The following is a 24,941-nucleotide window of genomic DNA, read 5'->3' as shown; positions in this document are numbered from 1 at the left end:
GGTCACGTCGCCGTTCCGCCAGCGAGGGATGGCAGTATAAGGCAGGACCGGCCCCGTTGGCGGCCGCGGATCGCGACCGAACCGCCTGTCGAGCCCGTTTCTTGCTAAGCTCGACCCCTCCATCCCGATGGGTGCGGTCATGAGCCCGGAAGATGTCAGCACAGCCCTGGAAGACAGCGCGAACATGATGGCGGGAACACCCCGGCAGTGGACGCGCACCATCCCCGTGAGCCGCAGGGCCCGCTTCGAGATCCGGGCCGCGCACAGCGGAGAACGCTGAATGGGGGATCGGCAGTGGCGACCGACACTCGCGCGCCTGGGCTACAACCTCATTATCCATCTGCTGATTCCAGCGGCAATCCTGCACTTCCTGTGGCGCTCGCGCCGGGAGGCGGGCTACCGCCGGCACCTCGGCGAGCGACTCGCCCTGGGGGCGCCCCCGCCACCACTCCCCGACCTCTGGATCCACGCGGTCTCCCTCGGCGAGATGCGGGTCGCCGGGACCCTCTTGCGCGCCCTCGCCGCCTCCCGCCCCACCCTGAGGCTGCTGCTCACCACCGTGACGCCTGCGGGCCGGACAGAGGCGGAACGGATGCGCGCGCAGGGGCTACCGCTCGAGGTCCGCTACCTGCCGCTGGACTCCCCGGTCCTGATGCGCCGGTTCATCACCAGGGTCCGTCCCCGCGTGCTGGTGCTGATCGAGACGGAGCTGTGGCCCAACCTGCTCCGGCAGGGTCACCTCGCGGGCCTTCCGGTCGTGCTGGTCAACGCCCGGCTCAGCCCGGCGCTGCGCGCCACTTACCGCCGGTTCCGCCTGCTCTACGGGCCGCTGCTCGGCACAATCGAATGGATCGCGGCCCAGGGCCCGGGCGATGCCCGCGAGTTCCGTGATCTCGGCGCCGGGCGTGTGGAGGTCACGGGCAACCTGAAGTTCGATCTGCCGCCAGTGCCTCCCGCACCCGCGCTGGAGCGCGCCCAGCTGGCCTCCGGACAGCTCTGGCTGGCCGGCTCCACCCACCCCGGGGAGGAGGCGCTGGTGCTGGACGTCCATCACCGATTGCAGGCGACCGGCCGCGGCGCGCGGATTCAGCTGCTGCTCGCCCCGCGCCATCCGGCGCGCAGTTCCGAGGTCATCGCGCTCGCCCGGGCGGAGGGCTTCAGCGTGATCGCGCGTTCCGCAATCGGCACCGCCGGGACCTCTGCCGACGTGATCGTCCTGGACACCCTGGGGGAGCTCGCCGCGCTCTATGCCCTCGCCGATGCCGCCTTCGTCGGCGGCAGCCTTGTTGCCCAGGGCGGTCAGAATCCGCTCGAGCCGATCGCGGCCGGATGCCCGGTCGTGATCGGGCCCGACACCCGAAACTTCGCGGACATGATCGAGCAGCTGCGGGACGCCGGCGCCCTGCTCCAGGTCGCGGACGCGGACGATCTGCTACAGGCGCTTGAGCGGCTCCTCGGGGACCCCGGGGCGGGTCGTGCACAGGTCGCGAGGGCGCGAGAGGTGGTCGCCGCCAACAGCGGCGCCACCGCGCATACACTGCAACTGCTGGAACCCCTGCTTCCCGGACCACAGGATGCCACCGGGCACACAACCCGCGCCCTGCACGATGCACGCTAGAGAGCCGCTGTTCGCCGCGCTCCTCGGGTCCCTTCTCCTGTCGGCCCCGGTCGTCGCGGAAGACGTCAGTGCCGACGGGGACCCTGAAACGGCCGAGGAGGCGGAGATCCGCGCCCTTGAACTCACTCGTGAGGGCCTGCACCGCAGCGCCTACTGGCTGGTGACCAACGTGGACAGCTGGTTCGGCGAAAAGCCGTTCGAAGAGCGCGGACGTGTCTCCGGGGCGTTGAGGACGCGCGTGCTCTACCGCCAGGACGAGGGCGTGGATACGGACTTCCGCTACCGGCTGCAGGTAAAGATGCCGAACGTCAGCGAATTCGGCTATCTCTTCATCGGACGCGACAACGAGCAGGAACTGATCCGGGACGAGGGCGAGGCCTTCCGCCGGGAGCAGTCGCTGCTGCCTGAGGACAGGAGCGACGATCAGACCTTCTTCGTCGGCATCGGACGGATGCTGCGCGAGAACCTGGACCTGAGGCTGGGTGTCCGCGGCGGCTACAAGCTCTACGCGCAGGCCCGTTACCGCAAGACCTGGTGGTTGACGGACGACTCCAACATCGACTATCGCCAGACCCTGTTTCTCGCGGTGGCCGATGGCCTGGGCACCACCACGGGACTCAACTACGCCCTGGCGCTGGGCCCGGACACCGCATTCCGATGGCGCAACTCCGCGACGATTGGAACCGAGACCGAAGGCCTGGAATGGTCGACGAGCCTCGGGCTGTTCCGGACCTTCGGCCCCGAGCGGGAATTCTCCTTCGAGCTCCTCGGGAACGGCGACACCGACGGAACGGTGCTGGCGCATGAGTATGGCCTGCGCGCGATCTACAGCCGGCCAATCTATCGCGACTGGATCATCGGGGAACTGATCGGCGGGTATTTCTGGCCGCGCAACGAGGATGATCCCGAGCGCTACGAGACCGCAGCGGTGGGCCTGGGCGTCGAGTTCCGCTTCTGAAAGGACGGCGTTCCGTTCGGAGAAGCGGAGAAATGCGAGAAACGGGGACAGTTTTATTAATCGGGATTTGTCAATCTGTCCCCATTTCTGGTTTCAATAATAAATCTGTACCCGTTTCCTCGTTTCCGGTTTCCGCCGTTTCCGTTTCTCCGATCCCTCGCTTCGGGGAGACGCGGATCGCGATGATCGTTAATGCCGGTCGGCGCAGGGCTCCAGCTGCCCGATGGCCGTCCGCAGGTCCTGCAGATCGAGCGGTTTGCGCAGGACTGTGGGATTGCCGGGCAGATGCGTGCCCGGAAAGACCGCCGGCACCTGCCCGGTCATCAGGATCAATGGCAGTACGGGGTGCCGGTCGCGCAGGATGCGGCAGAGTTCGGCGCCGTCCAGCACCGGCATCGACACGTCCGACAGCACCAGGTCGAAATCGGGCTCGAGCCGCAGGCGCTCCAGGCAGGCCAGCCCGTTATCCACCGTCGCGACGGAAGCGCCATCCATCTCCAGCAGGCGCCGCACCGAATCCCGGCTGCGCGGATCGTCGTCGACCACCAGTACGCGCAGCGTTTCCGGTGTCAGCGCGCCGGCCACGGGCTCCGGGAGGCGGGTGCACGTGCTGGACTCATTCCAGCCGGGCAGCAGAAGCCGGAATTCGGAACCCTCTCCCACCCGCGAGTCGACCTCCAGCCGGGCACCGGAGCGCAACACGAACTCGTGCACCATGAACAGACCGAGACCGTGGCCACGCTGTTTCGCTTTGGTCGAGAACAACGGCTCGAAGAGGCGGTCCAGGATCTTGCGGTCCATGCCGCAACCCGAGTCGGCCACGCGCAATTGCACGAGGTCCTGCACTTCGGTGTCACCGAGGGCCACGGCTGCGGATCCCGGACCAGGCACCCGGAAGGCCCCGATGCGCAGCCGGCCCCCATCGGGCATCGCATCCCGGGCGTTGAGCGCCAGGTTCAGCAGGGCCGCCTGCAGAAAGCCGCCGTTGCTGCAGACCGCCAGCTGCGGTTCCAGCGCGACCTCGAGCCGGATCTCGGGGGGCAGGATGTGCTTGAGGATTCGCACCAGTCCGGAGATGGCGTCCTCCACCTCCACCCGCTCCGCGGCAAACCCCCCGGTCCGGCTCAGCGACAGCATGCCCGAAGTCACCACCTTGGCCTGTCCGATGGCGCTGTGGGTCTCCTCCAGGACCTGCGTGATCTCCGGGTCCGTCCCGGTATCCCTGACGGTCTCGTGCAGGTAGTGCACGTTCGCGTCGATCACGCCGAGCAGGTTATTGAAGTCGTGAGCCACGCCGCTGGCGAGGTGACCGATCATCTCGCGCTGCCTCGCCGCCATCATGTCCGCATAGGCACGTTCACGCTCGATGGTGCTGATCATCAGGCTGCCGAAGACCTGAAGAAAGCGGACCTCGGCCGAGGACCAGTCGCGCTCGTTTTTGACCGCGTCGAAGCCCACGAAGCAGTTCAGTGCGTCACCCTCCATCACCGGCACGAGAAGCATGGAGCGGATGCCCTGGGCCTCCAGAAACGCCCGCTCCGGATGATACCGGGGGAGTTCGGAGACGCTCGGGATCACCACCGGAGCGCCCGCGTTGAGCATGCGGGCGCATTCCGGGACCCCCTCCCAGGAGACATCTCCGAGCATATGGATCATCGCCTCGACTCCCGGCGCGGTCCATTCGTGCGTGTTACTGAAGGTCCTTCGCTCGCTGTCCACGTCAAAGAGATAGGCCCGGTCGGTTCCGGTCAGCTCACCCATGCGGCCAAGGGCCCTGTCGATCAGGTCATCCATCCCCGGGCCGGGGCGCGAGAGGAACATTGCCGCGAGTTCCAGCAGTCCCCGCTCCAGCCGTTCCCGCTGACGGAGGTCCTCCTCGTCGTGGATGCGGTCGGTGAGATCCAGGGCGGTCCCCGAGATGCTGAGCGGTCGGCCGCGATCGTCGAACCGGACCCGGCCCCGCTCGCGCACGTACCGCTGCACGCCGTCCCGGCCCACCACCCGGTGTTCGATCGAGTAGCCGCCGTCCGGGCGCAGGCACGCGGACTCCAGCTCCTGACGCACCGCGGCTCGATCTTCCGGGTGCACCAGGGCGAAGAACAGCTCCGGCGTCGGCGTCACGGATCCTGGGGGAATGCCGAGGATACGGAAGGTCTCCTCACTCCAGACGAGTTCGCCGGTCACGTAGTCCAGATTCCAGCTGCCGAGCTGCGCGATCGCCTGTGCCTCGCGCAACGCGGAATCGCTACGGGCGGGTTGCTCGGCGGACGGGTCCTGCCGCGCCAGGGTCATGCGCGGCCCCCAAGCCCGTGCCGACGGCAACCCGGCCGCGACCGACAGGGCTCGTCTCCGGGCTTCCCGGGACTGGCAGTCATGAGGAGGCTGCGGCCGATGCGCCCGTCAGGTGGATACGGTAGCCGGCACCCCGCACCGGCAGGATCGCAAGGTCGTCGATCCCCGATTCCCGCAGCTTGCGACGGATGTTCGCCACGTGCACGTCCACACTGCGATCCTCCGATGGCTTGACCTCGCGGCTGCACAGCGCGTCGCGGGTCACCGTTCGCCCCGGGTTCTGCATCAGCTGCAGCAGGATGCGCGTCTGCGTCTCCGTGAAGCGGACCCGCGCCACCTGTCCGTCCTCGCGGGACAGGGTCATGTCATCGCGTTCGAGCATGTAGGGCCCGACCCGGGCCCAGGCGCGCGGAGGCGGGCTCAGGGAGTGACGCCGCAGCACGGCCCGAACCCGGGCGAGCAGTTCTTCCGGATCAAAGGGCTTGGTCACATAATCGTCGGCACCGGCATCCAGCCCCGTGATCCGGTCCTGCAGGTCGACGCGCCCGGTCACGATGATCACTGCGGCGCTGGTGGAGCGCAGCAGTTCGCGCGCCAGATCCATCCCGTCCTCGGAACCCAGATTGAGGTCCAGCAGCACGAGGTCGATATCGTTCTCCCGGCACAGCTGGCGCAGCACGGGACCGCTGGCCACGCGGGTTACGAGGTGGCCGTCGCGGCGCAGGTAGCGCTCCAGTGCCCGGGCCATGCGGGCATCATCCTCCACCACGACGACGCGTGCAGGGGTTACGATGGAATCCATGCTGTCGGCTGCCGGTCCGTGTCAGTCTTCCAGAATGTACACCGTTCCGCAGTACGGGCAACGCATGCGCCCGTCCGGGGACTCGTCGATCGGCAGGTAGACGCGCGGGTGCGACGCCCACAATGCGGTTTGCGGGGTCGGGCAGTTCAGGGGAAGCTGGCTGCGGTGCACGGTGACCGTGGTCTCCGCATTGGCCGGCTTGAATCGCTCCTGCTGCTCGGCGGTGTGTGGGTTCGGCATCGGGCCCTCTCCTTTTCGCTTCTATTGTTGGTGGAGCGCGGGTCTCAGACGTGGGTCAGCCAGGCCTCGTGCTTCGGGTGCCTGCCCTTGACCACATCGAAGTACAGCGACTGCAGGCGCTGGGTGATCGGGCCTCGCGTGCCCTCGCCGATCGGCCGGCCATCCACCTCGCGAATCGGCGTGACCTCCGCGGCGGTGCCGGTGAAGAAGGCCTCGTCGGCGATGTAGACTTCGTCACGGGTGATCCGCCTCTCGACCACCCGCAGGCCTTCCTCGTCCGCCAGCGCGAGGATGGTCCGTCGCGTGATGCCGTCCAGGGCCGAGGTCAGGTCCGGCGTGTGCAGCACGTCGTCGTGCACCAGGAAGATGTTCTCACCGCTCCCCTCGGCGACATAGCCCTCGGTATCGAGCAGCATCGCCTCGTCATAGCCGCAGGAGATCGCCTCCTGCAACGCCAGCATGGAATTCATGTAGTTGCCGTTGGCCTTTGCCTTGCACATAGTCACATTTACATGGTGACGGTTGTAGGAAGAGGTTCGCACGCGAATCCCCCGGGTCATGTTCGCCTCGCCGAGGTAGCTGCCCCAGGTCCAGGCCGCGACGATCACATGAACCTCCAGGTTGTCCGCCCTGAGCCCCATGCCCTCCGCGCCATAGAAACACATCGGCCGGATATAGGCGGTCTTGAGCCCGTTCTCGCGCACTGCGGCGACCTGCGCCGCGCTGATCTCGTCGGCGCCGTAGGGCATAGGCATTCCGAGGATGCGTGCCGAGTTGAACAGCCGTCGCGTGTGATCCTCGAGGCGGAAGATCGCGGTACCCCCCTCCGCCTCGTAGGCACGCACACCCTCGAACACGCCCATGCCGTAGTGGAGCGTGTGCGTCAGGACATGGGTGCGGGCATCGCGCCAGGGCACCATCTTGCCGTCCATCCAGATCACTCCGTCGCGATCCGCCATCGACATCGTCGGTCTCTCCTCAGTCAGTCTTCCCGGGCGCCGCGGTATCGGCCGCGACGTCCCCGAACAGCTCATCCCAGCTGTCCATCACCTGCTTCCGCAGCGCCCGCAGATCCTCGGGCGGGTCGCTCACGCGGGTGCTTGCTCCGGCCAGCGTAAGGCGGTGGATCCGGTTGCGCATGTCGCGGTAGGCGTCGGCCAGGGCCGCCCCCAGTGCCGGAGTGATCACGCCCGTCCTCCCGAGCACCTCGAGCGTCCGCACCTTGTCGGGCCAGTCGCAAACCTCCGGATGCCTGCGCGCATTCGACAAAACCCAATATTGAACCATGAACTCGATGTCAGTAATACCACCGCGGTCGCGTTTCAGATCAAATACCCCGGGATCGCGCGATGCATGCTCCGCCAGCATCCGGGCACGCATCTCCACGACCTCCCTGCGCAGCGCCGCGGAATCGCGCGGACGCGCGAGGATCCACCGGCGGACCTCGGCGAAGCGCTCACCGAGGTCGGCATCCCCGGCAACGAATCGCGCGCGCACCAGCGCCTGGTGCTCCCAGGTCCAGGCCGATCCCTCCTGATAGCGCCTGAAGGCATCCAGACTGCTGACCAGGAGCCCCGAGAGACCGCTGGGCCGCAGCCGGGTGTCCACCTCGTAGAGCCGGCCGGCGGGCGTGAAGGCACCGAGCAGGTGAACCACCCGCTGCGCCACGCGCCCAAAGAACTCCGAATTCTCGATCACCCGCGGGCCGCTGGTACGGGCGGGTTCTCCGTTGCTGTCGTGCAGAAAGACGACATCGAGATCGGAACCGTAGCCCAGTTCGAAGCCACCAAGCTTCCCGTAGCCGATGATCGCGAAATGCGCCCGGCGCCGCGCAGCCCCCTCTCCGCACCAGGGTTCACCGTGACGCTCCACCATCAGGTTCCAGGACAGCTCCAGCACCCGTTCCAGCAGTACCTCGGCCAGCCAGGTGAGGTGATCCGAGACCCGCATCACCGGCAGGTGCCCCATGATGTCCGCCGCGGCCACACGCAGGGTCTGAACCTGCTTGTACTGCCTCAGGCGGTCCAGCACCTGTTCCTGATCCTCCACCGGAAACTGGCCCAGTTCGTGGTCGAGCTCCTCCTTCAGCCCCTCGCGTCCCGGGGGCGCGTACAGGACTCTGGGGTCGAGCAGCTCGTCCAGCAGCAGGGGATAATGCGTCAGCTGATCGCTGATCCAGGAGCTCGCATCGCAGAGCTTCACCAGCTGCGACAACGCCAGCGGGTTCTCCACCAGGAGCGACAGGTACACCGAGCGGCGCGCGATCGTCTTAACCAGTTGCAGCGCGCGGGGCAGCGCGGGATCCGGGGCGTCCAGTTCGGCCAGCGCCCCGAGCAACAGGGGCATCAGCCGATCCAGCCGCTGCCGGCCCGTTTCCGAGAGACTGCGCGTGACCGGGCTGTCCCGGAGGCCCCGGACACCCTCGTATGCGGTCACCGGGTCGTCGAAACCCATGTCCCTCAGAAACGGCAGCGCCTCTTTCTCATCCAGTTCCATGGACCAGAGCTGGCCGATCATCCGCGTGCGCCGGGTCCCCGGGGCACCCTCGAGGGAGTCCCCGTTCTCCCGCTGGGGCGCCGAAAAGACCTGTTCGAATTGCGCCTGCACCCGTCGCTGTTCCCGCAGCAGGGCCATCTCGAAGGAGGCCTCATCGGTGAAACCCATGGACAGGGCGAGCCGGGTGCGGTCGAAGGGATGCGCCGGGAGCCGGTGGGTCTGCTGGTCGTTCTGCATCTGCAGGCGATTCTCCACCCGGCGCAGGAAGCGATAGGCGGTGACCAGCTGGTCCACCGCGTGGGGAGGCAGGAGCTGCCGCTCACCGAGCAGGTCCAGGACCCCGAGCAGGTCACGGCGCTGCAGTGCACGATCGCGCCCGCCGCGGATCAGCTGGAAGACCTGTCCCACGAACTCGACCTCGCGGATACCGCCTCCGCCATGCTTGACGTCCTCCACCCGCTCCCGGCGCGCCGACTCCTCGTTGATCATGCGCTTCAGGTCGCGCAGGTTCGCGAAGGCGCCGTAATCAAGGTAGCGTCGGTAGATGAAGGGACGCAGCTTCTCCATCAGGCGTTCGCCGGCCGCCGGCTCACCCGCGATCGCACGGGCCTTGATCAGCGCGTAGCGTTCCCACTCGCGCCCGTGTCCCTGGTAGTAGTCCTCCATCGCGTCGAAGTGCATCACCAGGGGTCCGGAGTCGCCGAAGGGCCGCAGGCGCATGTCGACCCGGTAACAGAATCCCTCGGGGGTCGCCTCGGTCAATGCCGCGATCAGGGAACGCCCCAGGCGCTGGAAGAACTCCTGGTTCTCGATGCTGCGCCCGCCATCCGTGGTGCCGGGGTGCCAGTAGGCGAAGATCAGGTCGATATCCGACGAGAAATTCAGCTCGCCGCCACCGAGCTTGCCCATCCCCAGGACCACCAGCGACTGCGCCGCACCCTCGTGGTCACGGGGGGTCCCGTAGCGCTTGTGCAACTGTTCCTCCAGCCAGCCGAGCGCCCCCTGCACCAGGGTCTCCGCGAGCCTCGTGAGGTCGTGCATCACTTCATCGAGACCGGCCTCCCCGAGCAGATCACGCCAGGCGATCCGGATAAGCTCGCGGTGGCGCAATTCCCGCAGACAGGCCTTCAGCGCCGTCTCCTCGGCGATTGCGGCCAGGCGCTCCCGAAGCCAGCCCCGTACCTCTTCGTCGGAACGCGGCGGCATCCGACCGTTGGCGTCGAGGGACTCCAGCACGTACTCCGGGTGCCGCATGCTCGTCTGCGCCACGTAATCGCTGCACAGCAGGACCAGCTCCGCCCCCGGAATGTCGCCGGGGAAATCGGGCGCACGCTCGCGGAACCCTTCCAGCAGGAAAACGGCACGCTCCCGCGCCGCGGGCGGGAGGGATTCCAGCGGGATCGGGGGCGTCACGCTCATCAGCCAAGACTACCAGTCCCGCCTGCTCGGCGTGAACACGAAGGCGCGGCCCACTCTGACTGTTGACTGAGACACGGATACGAATGACAATGGTTCTTGTTCGTGACTTGCGAACCAACACCATAACGGAGTGAAAAAAATGTTCCGAAATTCCCTGAGACTCCTCGGCATCGCGGCACTTGGTGCCGCAATCGGCCTGCCCGTCTCGGCCAGCGCCGACGGTGAGGTCAACGTCTACTCGGCCCGCCAGGAAAACCTGATCAAGCCCCTGCTCGATGACTTCACCCGGGACACCGGGATCACGGTCAACCTCCTGACCGGACGCGCCGACGAGCTGCTACAGCGCCTTCGCCTGGAAGGACGCAACTCTCCGGCCGACGTGCTGATTACCGTGGACGCCGGAAACCTGCACCAGGCCAAGGAGGCGGAAGTGCTGTCCCCCGTCGACTCCCCCGTGCTCAATGAGCGCATTCCGGAAAACTTCCGGGACGTGGACGGACACTGGTACGGGCTGTCGCTGCGGGCACGCCCGATCATGTACAACAAGGACACGGTCGATCCCTCGGAGCTGTCAACCTACGAGGCGCTGACCGACCCGAAGTGGCGCGGCCGCATCTGCATCCGCTCCTCCTCGAACATCTACAATCAGTCCCTGGTCGCATCGATGATCGCCAGCAACGGCACCGAGGCCACGAGCGAGTGGGCCGAGGGCCTGGTCGCGAACTTCGCGCGCCCCCCGCAGGGCGGCGACACCGACCAGATCCGTGCCGCCGCGGCCGGTGTCTGCGACATCGCCATCGCCAACACCTATTACCTGGGTGGAATGCTCGCGGGAGATGATCCCGAGCAGCGTGCCGTAGCGGAACAGATCGGCGTGTTCTTCCCGAACCAGGACGGCCGCGGAACCCACGTGAACATCAGCGGCGCCGGCGTAACCGCGCACGCACCGAATCCCGGGAACGGCGTCCAGCTGATCGAGTACCTTACCAGGGAGGAGGCGCAGCGCTGGTATGCCGAGGTCAACCAGGAGTACCCCGTGCGCCCCGAGGTGCCGGCCAGTGAGACCCTGCAGAGCCTCGGCGACTTCAAGGCGGACAGCCTGAACCTGTCCCTGCTGGGACAGTACAACGCAGAGGCCGTCCGCATCATGGACCGGGCCGGCTGGCGCTAGCGTGAAGGTCGCGCCCTTCTCCCCTCCCCCGCAAGCGGGGGAGGGGGCTTTCATCGTCGGGAGTGGCGCCAGGGCCATGACCGTTGGCCGCATGTCGCCGGGGTCCGGCCTCGCAACGCTGGCGCGAGACGGGCCGGACTGTATTCGGATCGCCGTATTCGCCCGCTTTGTTCGCGGAGACAGCCCGTCCCTCCCGGCATTGCTCCTGCATTGAAATACCCCGCGCGGCCTTCCGGTTGCGGCACGTCCGGGGGACCCCCAGTGTCTTCCGGAATATGAACGGTTATTATTTGCGGCGATGATCACGGAAGCCGCCTCCCAACCTGCGCAAGCCCCCAGATCCTGGCTTCCCGGCCGTCTTGCGCGGCCCGGCATCTGGCAGATCACTGCGGTCACCGTCGCCCTGGTCCTGGCCCTGCCCGTGCTCGTGATCTTCGCCCATGTCTTCATTCCGTCGGGCGAGGTCTGGTCCCACCTTCGCGAGACCATGCTCGGCGAGTACGTGGCCAACTCGCTGCTGCTGCTGTTCGGGGTGGGCGTCGGCGTCCTGGTGATCGGGGTGCCGGTGGCCTGGCTGGTCAGCGTCTGCGAGTTCCCGGGCCGGCGCGTCTTTCAGTGGGCACTGATGCTGCCGCTCGCGATGCCGGCATACATCATCGCCTACACCTACACCGGCATGCTCGATTTCGCCGGTCCGGTGCAGACCCTGTTCCGGGAACTGACCGGGCTGGGTTTCGGGGAGTACTGGTTCCCGGAAATCCGGTCGCTGACCGGGGCGATGCTGATGCTGACCCTGGTCCTGTACCCCTATGTCTATCTGCTGACCCGGGCGGCGTTCCTGGAACAGTCGGTCTGCGTGCTCGAGGTCTCCCGGACCCTCGGCAGCGGCCCTTACGCCAGTTTCCTGCGGGTGGCGCTGCCGCTCGCGCGCCCGGCGGTGATTGCGGGCCTGACGCTGGCCCTGATGGAAGTCCTCGCGGACTATGGCACGGTCGCCTATTTCGGCATTCCCACCTTCACCACCGGCATCTTCCGGACATGGTACGGCCTCGCGGATCCCGCTGCAGCCGCACAGCTCGCCGCCGTGCTGCTCAGCTTCGTGTTCGTGCTGATCCTCCTCGAGCGATGGTCGCGGATGCGGGCGCGCTTCCACCACACCTCTTCGAGGTATTCCAACCTGCCGCGCTACCGCCTGCGCGGCTGGAAGGCGAGCGCCGCGGTAGCCGCCTGTCTTCTGCCCGTCCTCCTCGGCTTCCTGATCCCGGCCATGCAGCTCTCGATCTGGGCGGTGCGCACCCGCGAGCACTGGATGAACCCCGACTTCGCACAACTCGTGTTCAACACCTTCTATCTCGCGGCGATGGCGGCGGCGATCGCGGTCACTCTGGCACTGGTCCTGGCCTATGCGCGGCGGATGCAGGGCGGCCCGATCACCGCGATCGCGGTGCGCGTGGCCGGGCTCGGCTACGCGGTTCCCGGAACCGTGATCGCGATCGGAGTGATGCTGCCCTTCGCATGGTTCGACAACACGTTCGACTCCTTGATGCGCGACTGGCTGGGCATCTCCACCGGGCTGCTGCTGTCCGGTACCCTGTTCGCCCTGCTGTTCGCCTATGTGGTGCGGTTCCTTGCGGTGTCGCTGCAGACCGTCGAGGCCGGGCTCGGCAAGATAAAACCGAGCATGGACGACGCCGCGCGCTCACTCGGGGTGCGTCCGCTGGGCACGCTGACGCGCGTGCACCTGCCGATCATGCGCGGCACGCTGCTGACTGCGCTGCTCCTGGTCTTCGTCGACGTACTGAAGGAACTGCCGGCAACGCTGATCCTGCGCCCGTTCGACTTCAATACCCTCGCGGTTCGCGCCTTCGAGCTCGCCGGGGACGAGCGCCTGGCGGAATCATCCAGCGCCGCGCTGGCAATCGTGCTGGTCGGGCTGCTACCGGTTATCCTGCTCAGCCTGACCATCGAACGATCCCGTCCGGGGCAGCGGCAGCGGATGCGCCGGCGGAACGGCGACTCCGCCCGGACGGAGCCGATCGCCGTTCCGGCCGGCACGCGAGGCGCATGACCATCACAAGCAGAAATCCCGCTGCCGCCGCGGAGGTGGTACTCGACGACGTCGACGTCGGCTACGCCGGCCAGCGCGTCGTGCACGCGATCTCGCTGGAACTCCCGCGCGGCCAGATCGGCTGTCTGCTGGGTCCGTCCGGCTGCGGCAAGACCACGCTGCTGCGCGCGATCGCCGGTTTCGAGGGCGTGATGCGGGGAGAGATCCGTCTCAACGGCGAGAGCGTCAGCCGACCGGGTTTCACGCTGCCGCCGGAGAAGCGCAGCGTGGGCATGGTGTTCCAGGACTTCGCACTGTTCCCGCATCTCGACGTCGCCGGCAACATCGCCTTCGGTCTCCGCCGCTGGAGCCGCGGAGACCGTGACCGCAGGGTGCGGGAACTGCTGCGGCTGATCGGCCTGTCGGGATACGAACGCGCCTACCCGCATGCACTCTCCGGCGGCCAGCAGCAGCGCATCGCGCTGGCGCGGGCGCTGGCGCCGAGGCCGGAGCTGCTGCTGCTCGACGAACCCTTCTCGAACATGGACGTTGAACTGCGCACCGATATTGCCCGCGAGGTCCGCGCCATTCTGCGCGCCGAGGACACCACCGGGATCCTGGTGACCCACGATCAGAACGAGGCCTTCGCCTTCGCCGACCGCATCGCGGTACTGAACAATGGCCGGCTCTCGCAGTGGGACAGTGCCTATCACCTGTACCACCGGCCCGCCGACCGCTTCGTTGCCGATTTCGTCGGCGAGGGGGCGATCATCCCGGGCAAGGTCTGCGAGAACGATTGCGTCGAGACCGCACTGGGCAGGATCCGCGGACCGCTGTCCGATCGTTTCGTTCCCGGCACGGCCCTGGATGTCCTGGTGCGTCCGGACGACGTCGCGCTCGACAACGAGCAGGGCGAGATCGAGGCTGAGGTGCTGTCGAAGGCGTTCCGTGGCGCGGATTTCCTGTATACGCTGAGACTGCGCGACGGCACGGAGATCCTGTGCGTTGCACCGAGTCACGACAACTTCGTGGTGTCGGATCACGTTCGGCTGCGCCTGAACTTCTCACACCTGGTGGTGTTTCCCCGAGGCGAAAGCGGCGCCACACGGCGCTGAGGGCGATGCGGCACCGCCGGCACTGCGCCCGGCGCGCGATCCATTCGCGTTATCATGGTGGACCCATGCATGATGAGTCATGGTGAACAGGTCGCGCCGGTCCCCCCAAGCGTCCCCTCCTCATGGCCGCGCAGACTCGATGACGCACCCCGAACAACCAAGGCGAGTCCGACCGCGCACGGAATTCCGTTCCAGGATTCTTTCCGGGCTGCTGCTGATGGCGCTGGGCGCGATCTCGCCCGTGATGGCCGAGGACCAGCCCCGCCTGCAGATCGAGGGTGGAACCGCGGAACAGCGGCAGAACATCCGGGCCTTCGTGCCCATGCGACGCTACGAGTGCGAGCTTCCGGCCGCCCGGGAAACCAGGATCACGCGCACTGCGGCCGACCGCGCCCGCCAGGCGTTGCGGGCGCTGGGTCACTACCAGCCGGACATCGATGTCGCGCTCGCCCGCACCGGGACCTGCTGGGACCTGAAGGTCACGGTGGAACCGGGGCCCGTGGCGCGCATCGTCGAGGTGGATGTCCGGGTCACCGGTGAGGGCGCCGACGATCCCGCCTTCGCGGCGGTGGTCTCGGAGCCCGGCATCGCCCCGGGTGATCCGCTGCGGCACGATGCCCACGACCGCCTGCGCTCCCGTCTGACGGGGATCGCCTCGGACCGCGGGTATTTCGACGCCGAACTGAGCGAAAGCCGGCTGCTGGTCGACCCGGAATCGAACGAGGCGCGGATCCGGATGCGTCTCGACAGCGGGCCACGCTACCGCTTCGGCGGCATCACGCTGGAGCAGGAGATCCTGCAAGACGCCTTCGTCGCCCGGCTGTTCCCGTTCGAGCGCGGTGATCCGTACAACTCCCGGCAGATCATTCAGCTCCAAAAGAACCTGAGGGACAGCGGTTATTTCGACGCGGTACGCGTACGCCCCCTCCTGGACGCGCGGTCGGAGGGAGAGGTGCCGATAACGACCGAGATCACTCCGCGCAAGCGGACCGCCTACGAGATCCGCCTCGGGTATTCCACCGACATCGGCCCGCGCCTCGGGGTCGGGATCGACCGCCGCTACGTGAACCGGCGCGGACACCGTTACAACGCCGAGGCCGAACTGTCGGAGAAACGTTCCGGTATCGGCTTCACTTACGACATCCCGCTGGCCGACCCCTTGAACGACAACCTGAGCCTGTTTACCTCCTACACCACCGAAGACACGGACACCAGCGAATCGGACCGCTTCCAGGTCGGCATCAGCCGGATCCAGCGTCTTCCATCGGGCTGGCAGACGACCCAGGGTCTCCGCTACGAGTATGAGGACTTCACTGTCGGCGACGTGCGTGACACCTCGAGGCTGCTGATTCCCTCCTACCGGATCAACCGCACCCGGGCGGACGACTTTCTCTACCCACGCAACGGGTATCGAGTGGACCTTCTCGGCCAGGGTGCGGCGGAGCAACTGGCCTCCACGGTGACATTCGTGCAATTGCGGGGCAATGCCAAATGGATCTCCGGACTGGGCGCCGGGAGGCTGATCCTGCGCGGCGAGGCCGGACTGACCGGCAACGCGCGCGTGGAGCAGCTGCCCACTTCGCTGCGCTTCTTCGCCGGCGGCGACACCAGCGTCCGCGGCTTCGGCTTCGAGCGGCTCGGTCCGGAGGATGACCAGGGCAACGTGATCGGCGGACGGCACCTGCTGGTCGGCAGTGTCGAATACGATCATCCGATCGGCGAGGGCAACTGGGGCGTCGCCGTATTCCTCGACGCGGGCAACGCCTTCAACGACTTCGACGACTACGATCTGAAGGAGGGCGGCGGCTTCGGAGTGCGCTGGCGCTCCCCGGTCGGACCGATACGTCTCGATCTCGCCCACGCCCCCGATTCCAAGGACAGCTTTCGGATTCACTTCACGATGGGACCGGACCTGTGAGGCGTTCGCTGCGCATCGTGCTGGGCCTGCTGGGCTGGGTGCTGATCCTGGTGCTGCTGGTGCTGGCCGGCGCCGTCGCCCTGGTGGCGACCGAGGACGGCACCCGCTGGCTGTTTGCCCAGGCCGAGCGTCATGCCCCGGTGGAATTTCGCGTCGATACGGTCGATGGAACGCTGTTCCGCGGGCTGTCGCTGACCGGACTCGAGGTGGAGTCGGCCGGGACGCGGGTGTTCCTGGAGCAGGGGCGGGTCCGGCTGGACGCGGTCCCGCTGCTGAGGCTCACCGTGAGGTTCCCTGAACTCAGCCTCGCGGGCCTGAGCATCGAATTGCCGGAACCCGAAACGGAACCACCCGAAGCGCCCGAGCCGCGGGCGCCGCTGGTATTGCCGGATGCGATCGAGCTTCCGGTAACGGTGGCGATCGAGCGGTTCGTGCTGGCGGACCTGCTGCTGCTGCGCGGTGGTGAAACACTGCTGGAAGTGGACCGGCTTGCCCTGAGGCTCGATGCCGGCCCGGAGGCCCTGCGCCTGTCGGCGCTGGAATTCATGATGCCGGGAGTCGAGGCACGGGCCGATGCCGAACTGCGGCCCGCGGGCGCCTACCCGGTGCGTGCCGAGGGACAATGGCGCGCCTCCTTGCCCGAGGCGCCGGCGGCGGCGCTGGGGACCACGCACGCCGAGGGCGAACTGGTGATCGACGGCAACCTGCTGGGATCGCTGGTGGCCACTCACGACCTGCAGGCCGGAGTGTCGCTGGATACCCGGCTCACCGCGGAGGATCTGCTCGGCACTCCGCAGGTGCGCCTGCACAACCAGTGGACGGCCTTCGAATACCGGATCGACCCGGAGACCGCCGCCGCGATCGATGGCGGCGAGATCACCCTGCACGGGGGGCTCGAGGACTGGACCGCGACCGCCGCCACCGCCGCGCAGCTGACCGGCCTGCCGGCCGTCCGGCTCGAGGCGGCACTCGACGGTTCGATGGAACAGATCGCGATCGAGGCGCTTGACCTGCGCAGTGATGCCGGCCAGGCCAGCCTCCGGGGCCAGGTGGGTCTCGGAGAGACCCTGACCTGGGAACTGCAGGCCGGAATCCGCGGACTCTCGGCCCAGGCCTTCGGTCTGGAGCCCGAGGCCACGATCGAAACGCTCCTCCTCGACAGCGCCGGCTCGTTGCCACAGGTCCCGGACCCGGGCCTGGAAGACCGGCTACTGGCGATCGCGGCCTCGATGGAGATCAGCGAACTTCGCGCACGCGTGGCCGGGCAGGATCTCGAGGGCCGCGGCCGGATACGGGTGGAACAGGGGACCGCCAGCATCGAGGAGCTGTTGCTGCGCCTGGGTCCCGAGGGAATCCTGCGGGCCAGCGGCGAGGCCCAATTGGGGGCCGAGACGCCCTTTGACCTGTCGCTGTCCGCGGATGCGCTGGACCTCGGCTTCCTGCTCCCGGAACGGCAACTCGCGCTGGACCGGCTTCGCTTCGCGGCCGCGGGACGCATCGGCCTGGAGACCCGCGACCTCCAGGCGGAAATCAATCTGACCGAACTCACGGGCCGGGTCGACGGGCAGCCGGTCGATGGGATCGCCGCGGCGGCCGTCAATGGTCAGCGCATCCGGATCGACCGGCTGGACCTCGGCGTCGGGGCGAACCGCATCACCGCGAGGGGCGACATCGACGAGATTCTGGCACTGGAGCTGGCGGTGGACGCGCCCGAACTCGACCGCATCCTCCCCGAACTCGCCGGGCGGATCCAGCTGGATGCGGAGCTCTCCGGCACGATGGAGAGCCCGCGGGTCACCGCGACCGGCGAGGGATCAGGGCTGCGCTATGCGGAATTCGGACTGGATGGCCTGCAGCTCCGGCTGGACGCGGGCCTGGACCCGGAGGCCCCGGCGGAGCTGGACCTGCGCCTGTCGGGCATCCAGGCCGCGGCACAGAACATCGAGGAGGTCCGCGCCACGGCCGATGGGCGGGCCTCGGACCACCGGCTCACGCTGGCGGTCGATGCCGCCGATCTCGGCCGCGTCGAACTGCAGGCATCGGGTGGCTACGAGCTGGACCGGAGCCGCTGGGACGGGCGGCTGGAACGGCTGGACATCGCGCAGACGCTGGCGGGTGAATGGGCCCTGCGGGAGCCGGTGCGGGTGAGTGCGAGCCCGGAGCGCGCAGCCCTGGGTGAGCTCTGTCTGGGGCGGGAGGAGGCGCGGCTGTGCCTTCAGGGTGACTGGGAAGAGCGCAGGGGGGGACAGGCACGCGCCTCTCTCGAGGACGCCGATCTCGCCTGGCTCTCTCCGCTGCTGCCGCCCGAGACCGCGATCGAGGGCCTGCTGAATGCCCGCCTGCGCGCCTCGGTGGATCCGGCGGGGCGTCTGCAGGCCGAACTGGACGTACCCCCCGCCGCCGGCCAGGTCGCGTTCGCAATGATCGACGGCACGACAAAGGAGATCCCGTACCGGGACCTGCGGCTCGCGGTTCGGGTCGACGACCGCAGCGTGGATGCCGATGGCGGCCTGTCCTTCCTCGATGAAGGCGATGCGCGCGCCACGCTGCAGCTGCGGCCCGAGGGCGGAAGTTTCCGCATCGACGGCGAACTCCGTGCCGGCCTGGACAGCCTTGAGTGGACCGGTGCCCTGTCGCGCGAGGTTCAGGACGTGCGCGGGCGCCTGCTGGCGGATCTCCAGATTGGAGGGTTGCTCGAGGCTCCGCAACTGAGCGGCGATGTCCGGCTGGAGGAATTCAGCGCCAGGATCATCGAGGCGGGCATCACGCTCGAGGTCCCCCGGCTCGTCGCCGAGGCGGTCTCGGCGGAAGAGATGCGTCTCGACGGGGAACTGCGTTCCGGCGGCGAGTCCCTGTACCTGGAGGGTGAACTGGTCTTTCAGGACCAGCAGCCGCAGGCCGGAATCCGCATCCGGGGCGAGCGCTTCCTGGCGGTGGACCGCTCCGATATCCGCGCGCGCATCAGTCCCGAACTGAACGTCGAATTCCGCCCCGAGTTACTGACGGTTCGGGGCGAGATCGTCATCCCCTCGGCGATGATCCGCCCCCCGGACCTGCCCCCGGGCTCGGTCCCTGTATCGCAGGATGAGGTGGTGGTGGGCGAGGAGGCCGAGCCGGAGGCCGCGTTGCCAATGGACATCCGCGTGCGCGTGATCCTGGGCGACGACGTGCGCTTCGACGGCTTCGACCTCGAGGCCCGCTTCGCCGGCGATCTCGACCTGGTCGACATCCCCGGCCGCCCGTTGCAGCTCTTCGGGGACATCGAGGTCCCGGAGGGCAGCTACCAGTCCTGGGGCCAGGACCTGAGCATCGAACGCGGACTCGTGATCTTCCAGGGTCCGGTCGACAGCCCGCAGCTCGATCTGCGGGCGGTACGACGGGTGCCTGCCCATGACGTGGTGGTCGGCGTGGAGATCGGCGGCACCCCCGACGCACTGAGTTCTCAGGTCTTCTCCGAACCCCCGATGGACGACACCGAGGCGATGGCCTTCCTGCTGACCGGTCGGCCTCTGTCCGGTGCCTCCGAGAGCGACGGAAACCTGATCGCGGGCGCCGCGGCCGCCTGGGGTCTGGAACAGGCCGGGCTGATCACCCAGCGCCTCGGGAGCGAACTGGGGCTCGAGGTCGAGCTCGACACCGAGGGCGGCCTGGACGAGAGTGTCCTGACCATCGGTACCTATCTGTCGCCGCGGCTGTTGCTCAGTTACGGCATCGGTCTCTTCGATGGCGGTTCCCAGGTAATGCTCCGATACGAGCTGACCCGCTCACTCAGCGTGGAGACCACCTCCAGCGCCGATGAACAGGGCATCGACCTGATCTACCGTATCGAGCGCTGAACGGGCACCCGCCGCCGCCCACCGGATGCTGCATTTGCCGCACCCTGCGCGATATCCAGCACCGCGTGGCATCCGCGCGCAGGCGGAAACCCCCGCGGCCGCCCGATTCCGGCACTGGCACGGACGCTGCATAAACGGCGTCGAGTGCGCAGGTGGAGTGGCCGGCAGTGGAAGGGGACAGGGCGAGGCAGAGACGGGCATCGCGACCGGGAGATCGCGCGATCCTGCTGGTGATGCTCGGGAGTCTTGCACTGGGCGCGTCGCTGGTGCACGCGGTGCTTGGGCAGCCCCCTGCCCGCCCGCACACGACGTCCGCCCAGGAGCTCGTCCGCGAACTGCGGCTGACCGGGCTGGCGCTGTTCACCGAGGCCCGTTACACCCGTCACCCCGCGCTCGCCGACCGGTTTGCGCCCTTTCAGAACCATCCGGCCGCACTGGAGCACTTCCCTTCCGGGAGCCTGATCCGGCCGCCTGCGCACCTGCATGACTGAGCTGCGCCGGACCCTGGCGCGGCAGCGCTACCTGCTCGACCACACCGTGGCCTCGATGACCCGGCGGCGGGCCCGGAACCTGGGTCTGTTGCTGGTCTATGCGGCCATGGTCTTCCTGCTGGCCTCGGTCCTGTTCTACTCCAGCGCGCTCAAGCACGAGGCGGCCCTGCTCCTGGCGGAGGCGCCGGACATCGTCGTGCAGCGGATGGTCGCGGGCCGCCACGCACTGATCTCCGGGCAGCACGCGCAGACCCTGCGCGGAATCCGGGGCGTCCGCGCGGCGGAGGGCCGGCTTTGGGGGTATCACTACGATCCCGCCGTGCGGGCCAACTACACCCTCCTGGTTCCGCCGGGAGCCGGCATCGAGCCGGGCACCGCGGTCATCGGCCCGGCACTCGCGCGCGCCCGCGGTGCCGAGAGCGGTGACGTGCTCGGTTTCCGCGGCCATGACGGCACGCTACGCCCGTTTCAGATCGCCGCGGTCCTGCCGCAGGAGTCGGCCCTGGCCAGCGCCGATCTGTTCCTGGTCGCGGAATCCGATTTCCGGGCGCTGTTCGGCATCCCCGACGGCCAGTACACCGATCTGGCGCTGCAGATCCCGAATCCGCGCGAGGAGCGGACCGTGGCCGAAAAGGTGCGCGAGGCGTTGCCGGACAGCCGCCCGATCCTGCGCGACGAGATGCTGCGCACCTACGACGCGGTCTTCGACTGGCGTTCGGCGCTGGTGCTGCTGCCGTTGTCCGGCACGCTGCTGGCCTTCGCGATCCTCGCCTGGGAGAAGGCCTCGGGCCTGTCCGCGGACGAACGTCGCGAGATCGGGATCCTGAAGGCCATTGGCTGGGAGACCGGCGACGTGCTCGCGATGAAGCTCTGGGAGGGCGGACTGCTGTCCCTGCTCGCCTTCCTGTTCGGTACCGCCGCCGCTTACTGGCACGTCTTCGGCCTGTCCGCGCCGCTGCTGGCCCCGGTGATGCAGGGCTGGTCCGTGCTCTACCCCGACTTCCGCCTGACCCCCGCCATCGACGCGACGCAGCTCCTCGCGCTGTTCTTCCTGACCGTGCTGCCCTATCTCGCCGCCACCCTGGTGCCGGTATGGCGCGCCGCGGTCACCGATCCGGACGAGGTGATGCGGTGAACGCGCGGGTGGAGCTGCACGGCGTGCGCAAGGCCTTTCAGGAGGGTCGTCCCAACGCCTTCTGGGCAATCGACGGGATCGACCTGTCGCTGCCCGCCGGCGGCGTGACCGTGCTGGCCGGGCCGAGCGGGTCTGGCAAGACCACGCTGCTCACGCTCATCGGCTGCCTCGCGAGGCCGACCGAGGGGCGCGTGCGACTCGACGGCCGCGACATCTCCGGTCTCCCGGAGCCCTTCCTGGCGGCGCTGCGCCGGCAGACCTTCGGATTCGTCTTCCAGCGCTTCAACCTGATACGCGGCCTGACGGTCCTCGACAATGTGATGCTTCCCGCCTATCCGCTGGGCACGCCCCATCGCTCCCTGACCCGCCGTGCCACCGGGCTGCTGGAACGGCTGGGGATCGGCAACCGGGTCGATGCGCAGGTGGAATCCCTGTCCGGCGGCGAGGCCCAGCGCACTGCGATCGCGCGCGCGCTGATCAACGACCCCGCGGTGCTGATCGCCGATGAACCCACGGCGAACCTGGACACCGCGCTGTCGCTCGCCTTCCTCGACATCGTATCCGGCCTTCGCGCCGACGGCCGCACCCTGCTGCTCAGCAGCCATGACCCGCTGGTGCGCGAGGCCTCTGTGGTCGATCGGGTGGTGGAGCTGCGCGACGGCCGGCTGGTCGCGGACCATCAAGGCAAGCGGGGGCCTGCCGGATGATGGTGCAGACGCCAATCCTCGCGCTGCTCCTGGCCGACCTGCTCGGCCTGCTGCTGCTGATCCCGGCCGGGCTGTTCGCGCTGCAGGTGCTTCGTCACTGGGACCCTTCCAGCGGCCATGCACGCCAGCTGCGCCTGGAAAAGCGGACCCACCTGGTCGCGGCCATCCTCGGACTGGTGTTCCTCGCCCAACTCCTGGCGCTCCCGCTGTTCGTCCACGCCGTGGATCGCATGGCCCTGCAGATCGTCGGTGCGATGTGCGCGGTGGGGACGCTGAACGCAAACCCCTGGGGCCTGCCGGCGCTGCTGCTGCGCATCGGCCTGTTCTTTCTCGCCGCCGCCTGGCTGCTGATGCACCGGATGGACAGGCGCGCACCCGACTACCCGCTGATCCGCGCGAAGTACGGCCTGGTGCTGCTCATCCTGCCGCTGGCCGTGGTCACCGCCGGCACCCAGCTCGCCTTCTTCCTGCAGCTCGATCCCGACGTGATCACCTCCTGCTGCGGCAGCCTCTTCAGCCAGGACAGCGAGTCGGTGGCGGCGCACATGGCCGGACTGCCCGCGCTGCCAACGATGATCGCGCTGTACGGCACCATCGGGCTCGCGCTGGCCGCGGCCGGGGTCTACCTGCGCTGGCGCCGCGGCCTGCTGCTCTTCGGGACCCTCGCGGCGCTGAGTTTCCCGGTCGCGATCGCCGCGATCGTCGCCTTCCTGTCCCTGTACGTGTACGAACACCCGCTGCATCATTGCCCGTTCTGCCTGCTGCAGCCCGAATACGGCCGCATCGGCTACGCGCTGTATCTGCCGCTGTTCGTCGCCACCGCCCTGGGCATCGGCCTCGCGTTCACCTCCGCATTCGCGCAACGGGAAGGCCTGCGCGCCGTACTGGCGAGGGCCGCGCCGCCGCTGGTGGTCGCCGCTGCAACCGGGCTCGCTCTCTTCGCCGCGCTGACGGCCTGGCTCTCCTGGCAATCCAACCTGATCCTGCTCGGCTACTGAAGACATGCATACGCCCAGAACAGTCATCGCCTTCCTGGTGCTCCTCGCGCTGCTCGCCGGCTGCGGCAGCGAACGGACGACGGTCGCGAACGACGAGCCGGCCCCGCCGCTGGAACTGGAGCAACTCGCAGGCGGCCGGATCGCGCTGGAAGAACGACTTGGCGAGGTCGTCGCCGTGCGCTTCTGGGCCGACTGGTGCCCCTTCTGCCGGGGAGAGATGCAGGCACTGGAACCCGTCTACCAGCGGCTGCGCGAACAGGGCCTCGAGATCCTCGCGGTGAACGTCGGCCAGGACCGCAGCCGCGTCGAGCGCTTCGTCGACCGCGTCGGCTACTCCTACCCCACCCTGCTCGACCCCGACTCCACCATCGCCCGCCGCTACGGAGTGATCGCCATCCCCGTCACCTTCTTCGTCGACCGGGAAGGCATCGTCCGCAGCCGCATCCTCGGCGAATCGGACGCCGCCACCTTCGAGCGCCTCGCGGTGCCGCTTCTTGCCGAATCCGAATCCAACGCGGTACCAGCCTCAAGCGCCAGTAGGCGAAACGGGCACGCGGGGCCAGGTTCGACGCTGGTCGGCGAGGGGGAACGGCCTTGAGCGGGACGCCGTGTATACATCCCTGTAGGCTTGACGGCAGCATCCGTGCTGCCGACACCCGTTCAAGGCCGCTCCCCCTCGCCTCTTGCCGGCCAGCGACAGGGATAACCATTCCCACACGTCGACTGGGACTCACTCTCGTGCCTGCCGCACGACCCCTGCACGGCGGTCAGGAGGCGTTGTGGGGGGGAGCACTTCCGGACTGCAGGAGGCCATGGATGGCCGACTTCAAGCGCCCATGGACGGCTCGAGCGTGTCCGGAAGTGCTCCCACCCACAACGCCGGGGACCCCAACCGCTCCCCGGCACCTGCCCGGCCCCAACATCAGCAACAACCGCAACAGCCAAGCCCATGCAGCCTGAGTACACGTGGGTGATCGCTTTTCTCGCCGGCCTGCTGGGCAGCGGTCACTGCGTGGGGATGTGCGGAGGGCTGGTGTCGGCCTTCTTCCTGAAGATGGGCCGTCACTCGAAGAACCCGGCCACCTATGCAGCCTACCATGGCGCGCGCGTGTCGGTGTACGTGGCCGCCGGGGCCGCCGCCGGTGCGGTGGGGCTGCTGATCTCGGCCGGGTCGCTGGGCGTTGCGCAGGGGGTCCTGATGATCCTCGCGGGCATCATCGTGATCCTGCTGGGCCTGGACCTGCTCGGCATCGGGCCACTGCGCCGCTTTGGCATCTCGGTGCTGCCCACCGGACTGCTGAATCACGCGCTGCGCACCGCCGACCGGCGGGGGCCACTGGCCGGTGCACTGATCGGCGGCACGATCAATGGCTTCATGCCCTGCTCCCTGACCCTTGCGGTCGCCGTGCAGGCCACCACGGCGGGCGGGCCTGTGCCCGGCGCGGCACTGATGCTGGCCTTCGGCGTCGGCACCCTGCCCTCGATGCTGACGCTGAGCGTCGTTGTCGGCCGCCTCGGCTGCAAGGCCCGGGGCCGGCTGATGCAGGCCGCGGCCCTCTGCGTGATCGCTCTGGGCGCAGCCACCCTTTACCAGGGCATCAGCTATTTCCAGGTAATGCGAGGACTGACGGGTGCCTGAGCGAGCCTCGAACAACCCCCGCTCGCCCGCCCGCAGCGGTTCAGAGGGGTACCGGGTGA

General features: G+C 68.2%; 19 protein-coding genes. 14 read left to right on the top strand and 5 right to left on the bottom strand.

Features of this window, described 5'->3' with window-relative positions; genetic code table 11:
- The first annotated feature begins 139 nt into the window (after nucleotides 1–139).
- From ACESMN_RS02255 to ACESMN_RS02245, 3 genes are read left to right on the top strand one after another with little or no spacing between them, the layout of a single operon-like run.
- A complete protein-coding gene (locus ACESMN_RS02255) occupies nucleotides 140–280 on the top strand; it encodes a hypothetical protein (RefSeq protein ID WP_373051962.1) in 141 nt (46 codons plus the stop codon).
- A complete protein-coding gene (locus tag ACESMN_RS02250) occupies nucleotides 281–1,618 on the top strand; it encodes a 3-deoxy-D-manno-octulosonic acid transferase (protein ID WP_373051961.1) in 1,338 nt (445 codons plus the stop codon). It abuts the gene before it with no gap.
- Nucleotides 1,608–2,576, top strand: coding sequence for a hypothetical protein (locus ACESMN_RS02245; protein WP_373051960.1), 969 nt, complete (start codon nucleotides 1,608–1,610; stop codon nucleotides 2,574–2,576). Before ACESMN_RS02250 ends, ACESMN_RS02245 begins: the two co-directional genes overlap by 11 nt.
- Nucleotides 2,577–2,765: 189 nt before the next feature.
- On the opposite strand, the gene ACESMN_RS02240 is transcribed toward ACESMN_RS02245, so the two are convergent.
- The 5 genes from ACESMN_RS02240 to glnE form a co-directional block, all read right to left on the bottom strand.
- A complete protein-coding gene (locus ACESMN_RS02240) occupies nucleotides 2,766–4,868 on the bottom strand; it encodes a response regulator (protein ID WP_373051959.1) in 2,103 nt (700 codons plus the stop codon).
- 79 nt (nucleotides 4,869–4,947) lie between these two features.
- Nucleotides 4,948–5,670, bottom strand: coding sequence for a response regulator transcription factor (locus tag ACESMN_RS02235; protein WP_373051958.1), 723 nt, complete (start codon nucleotides 5,668–5,670; stop codon nucleotides 4,948–4,950).
- A gap of 21 nt (nucleotides 5,671–5,691) precedes the next feature.
- Entirely contained in the window at nucleotides 5,692–5,910 is a 219-nt protein-coding gene (locus ACESMN_RS02230) for a zinc-finger domain-containing protein (protein ID WP_373051957.1), read from the bottom strand.
- Between the two features lie 44 nt (nucleotides 5,911–5,954).
- Entirely contained in the window at nucleotides 5,955–6,875 is a 921-nt protein-coding gene (locus ACESMN_RS02225) for a branched-chain amino acid transaminase (protein ID WP_373051956.1), read from the bottom strand.
- Nucleotides 6,876–6,888: 13 nt separating this feature from the next.
- Entirely contained in the window at nucleotides 6,889–9,819 is a 2,931-nt protein-coding gene (glnE, locus tag ACESMN_RS02220) for a bifunctional [glutamate--ammonia ligase]-adenylyl-L-tyrosine phosphorylase/[glutamate--ammonia-ligase] adenylyltransferase (RefSeq protein ID WP_373051988.1), read from the bottom strand.
- 145 nt (nucleotides 9,820–9,964) lie between these two features.
- Between glnE and ACESMN_RS02215 the strand changes: the two genes are divergently transcribed.
- The 11 genes from ACESMN_RS02215 (at nucleotide 9,965) to ACESMN_RS02165 (ending at nucleotide 24,882) form a co-directional block, all read left to right on the top strand.
- Complete coding sequence (locus ACESMN_RS02215; protein WP_373051955.1) at nucleotides 9,965–10,996, top strand: Fe(3+) ABC transporter substrate-binding protein; 1,032 nt, start codon at nucleotides 9,965–9,967, stop codon at nucleotides 10,994–10,996.
- Nucleotides 10,997–11,294: 298 nt separating this feature from the next.
- Nucleotides 11,295–13,064, top strand: coding sequence for an ABC transporter permease (locus ACESMN_RS02210; RefSeq protein WP_373051954.1), 1,770 nt, complete (start codon nucleotides 11,295–11,297; stop codon nucleotides 13,062–13,064).
- Nucleotides 13,061–14,158 carry an ABC transporter ATP-binding protein gene (locus ACESMN_RS02205; protein WP_373051953.1) on the top strand — a complete coding sequence of 366 codons (1,098 nt, stop codon included), beginning with the start codon at nucleotides 13,061–13,063 and terminating at the stop codon, nucleotides 14,156–14,158. The genes ACESMN_RS02210 and ACESMN_RS02205 overlap by 4 nt, the downstream gene beginning before the upstream one ends.
- A gap of 139 nt (nucleotides 14,159–14,297) precedes the next feature.
- Nucleotides 14,298–16,076: an autotransporter assembly complex protein TamA gene (locus ACESMN_RS02200; RefSeq protein ID WP_373051952.1), complete on the top strand. Its 1,779-nt coding sequence runs from the start codon at nucleotides 14,298–14,300 to the stop codon at nucleotides 16,074–16,076.
- Entirely contained in the window at nucleotides 16,073–19,912 is a 3,840-nt protein-coding gene (locus tag ACESMN_RS02195; RefSeq protein ID WP_373051951.1) for a translocation/assembly module TamB domain-containing protein, read from the top strand. Before ACESMN_RS02200 ends, ACESMN_RS02195 begins: the two co-directional genes overlap by 4 nt.
- A 167-nt stretch (nucleotides 19,913–20,079) precedes the next feature.
- Nucleotides 20,080–20,403, top strand: a complete 324-nt coding sequence (locus ACESMN_RS02190) for a hypothetical protein (protein ID WP_373051950.1) — start codon at nucleotides 20,080–20,082, stop codon at nucleotides 20,401–20,403.
- Nucleotides 20,396–21,538: an ABC transporter permease gene (locus tag ACESMN_RS02185; RefSeq protein ID WP_373051949.1), complete on the top strand. Its 1,143-nt coding sequence runs from the start codon at nucleotides 20,396–20,398 to the stop codon at nucleotides 21,536–21,538. Before ACESMN_RS02190 ends, ACESMN_RS02185 begins: the two co-directional genes overlap by 8 nt.
- A complete protein-coding gene (locus ACESMN_RS02180; RefSeq protein ID WP_373051948.1) occupies nucleotides 21,535–22,245 on the top strand; it encodes an ABC transporter ATP-binding protein in 711 nt (236 codons plus the stop codon). The genes ACESMN_RS02185 and ACESMN_RS02180 overlap by 4 nt, the downstream gene beginning before the upstream one ends.
- Complete coding sequence (locus ACESMN_RS02175; protein WP_373051987.1) at nucleotides 22,245–23,243, top strand: hypothetical protein; 999 nt, start codon at nucleotides 22,245–22,247, stop codon at nucleotides 23,241–23,243. Before ACESMN_RS02180 ends, ACESMN_RS02175 begins: the two co-directional genes overlap by 1 nt.
- A 4-nt stretch (nucleotides 23,244–23,247) precedes the next feature.
- Nucleotides 23,248–23,841, top strand: coding sequence for a TlpA family protein disulfide reductase (locus ACESMN_RS02170; RefSeq protein WP_373051947.1), 594 nt, complete (start codon nucleotides 23,248–23,250; stop codon nucleotides 23,839–23,841).
- Between the two features lie 372 nt (nucleotides 23,842–24,213).
- A complete protein-coding gene (locus ACESMN_RS02165) occupies nucleotides 24,214–24,882 on the top strand; it encodes a sulfite exporter TauE/SafE family protein (RefSeq protein ID WP_373051946.1) in 669 nt (222 codons plus the stop codon).
- Nucleotides 24,883–24,941: the final 59 nt, after the last annotated feature.

This window comes from Thioalkalivibrio sp., from assembly GCF_041690275.1.
GTDB lineage: Bacteria > Pseudomonadota > Gammaproteobacteria > Ectothiorhodospirales > Ectothiorhodospiraceae > Thioalkalivibrio.
Note: the sequence above shows the minus strand (reverse complement) of the source record. Positions and strands in the feature narration are given on the sequence as shown.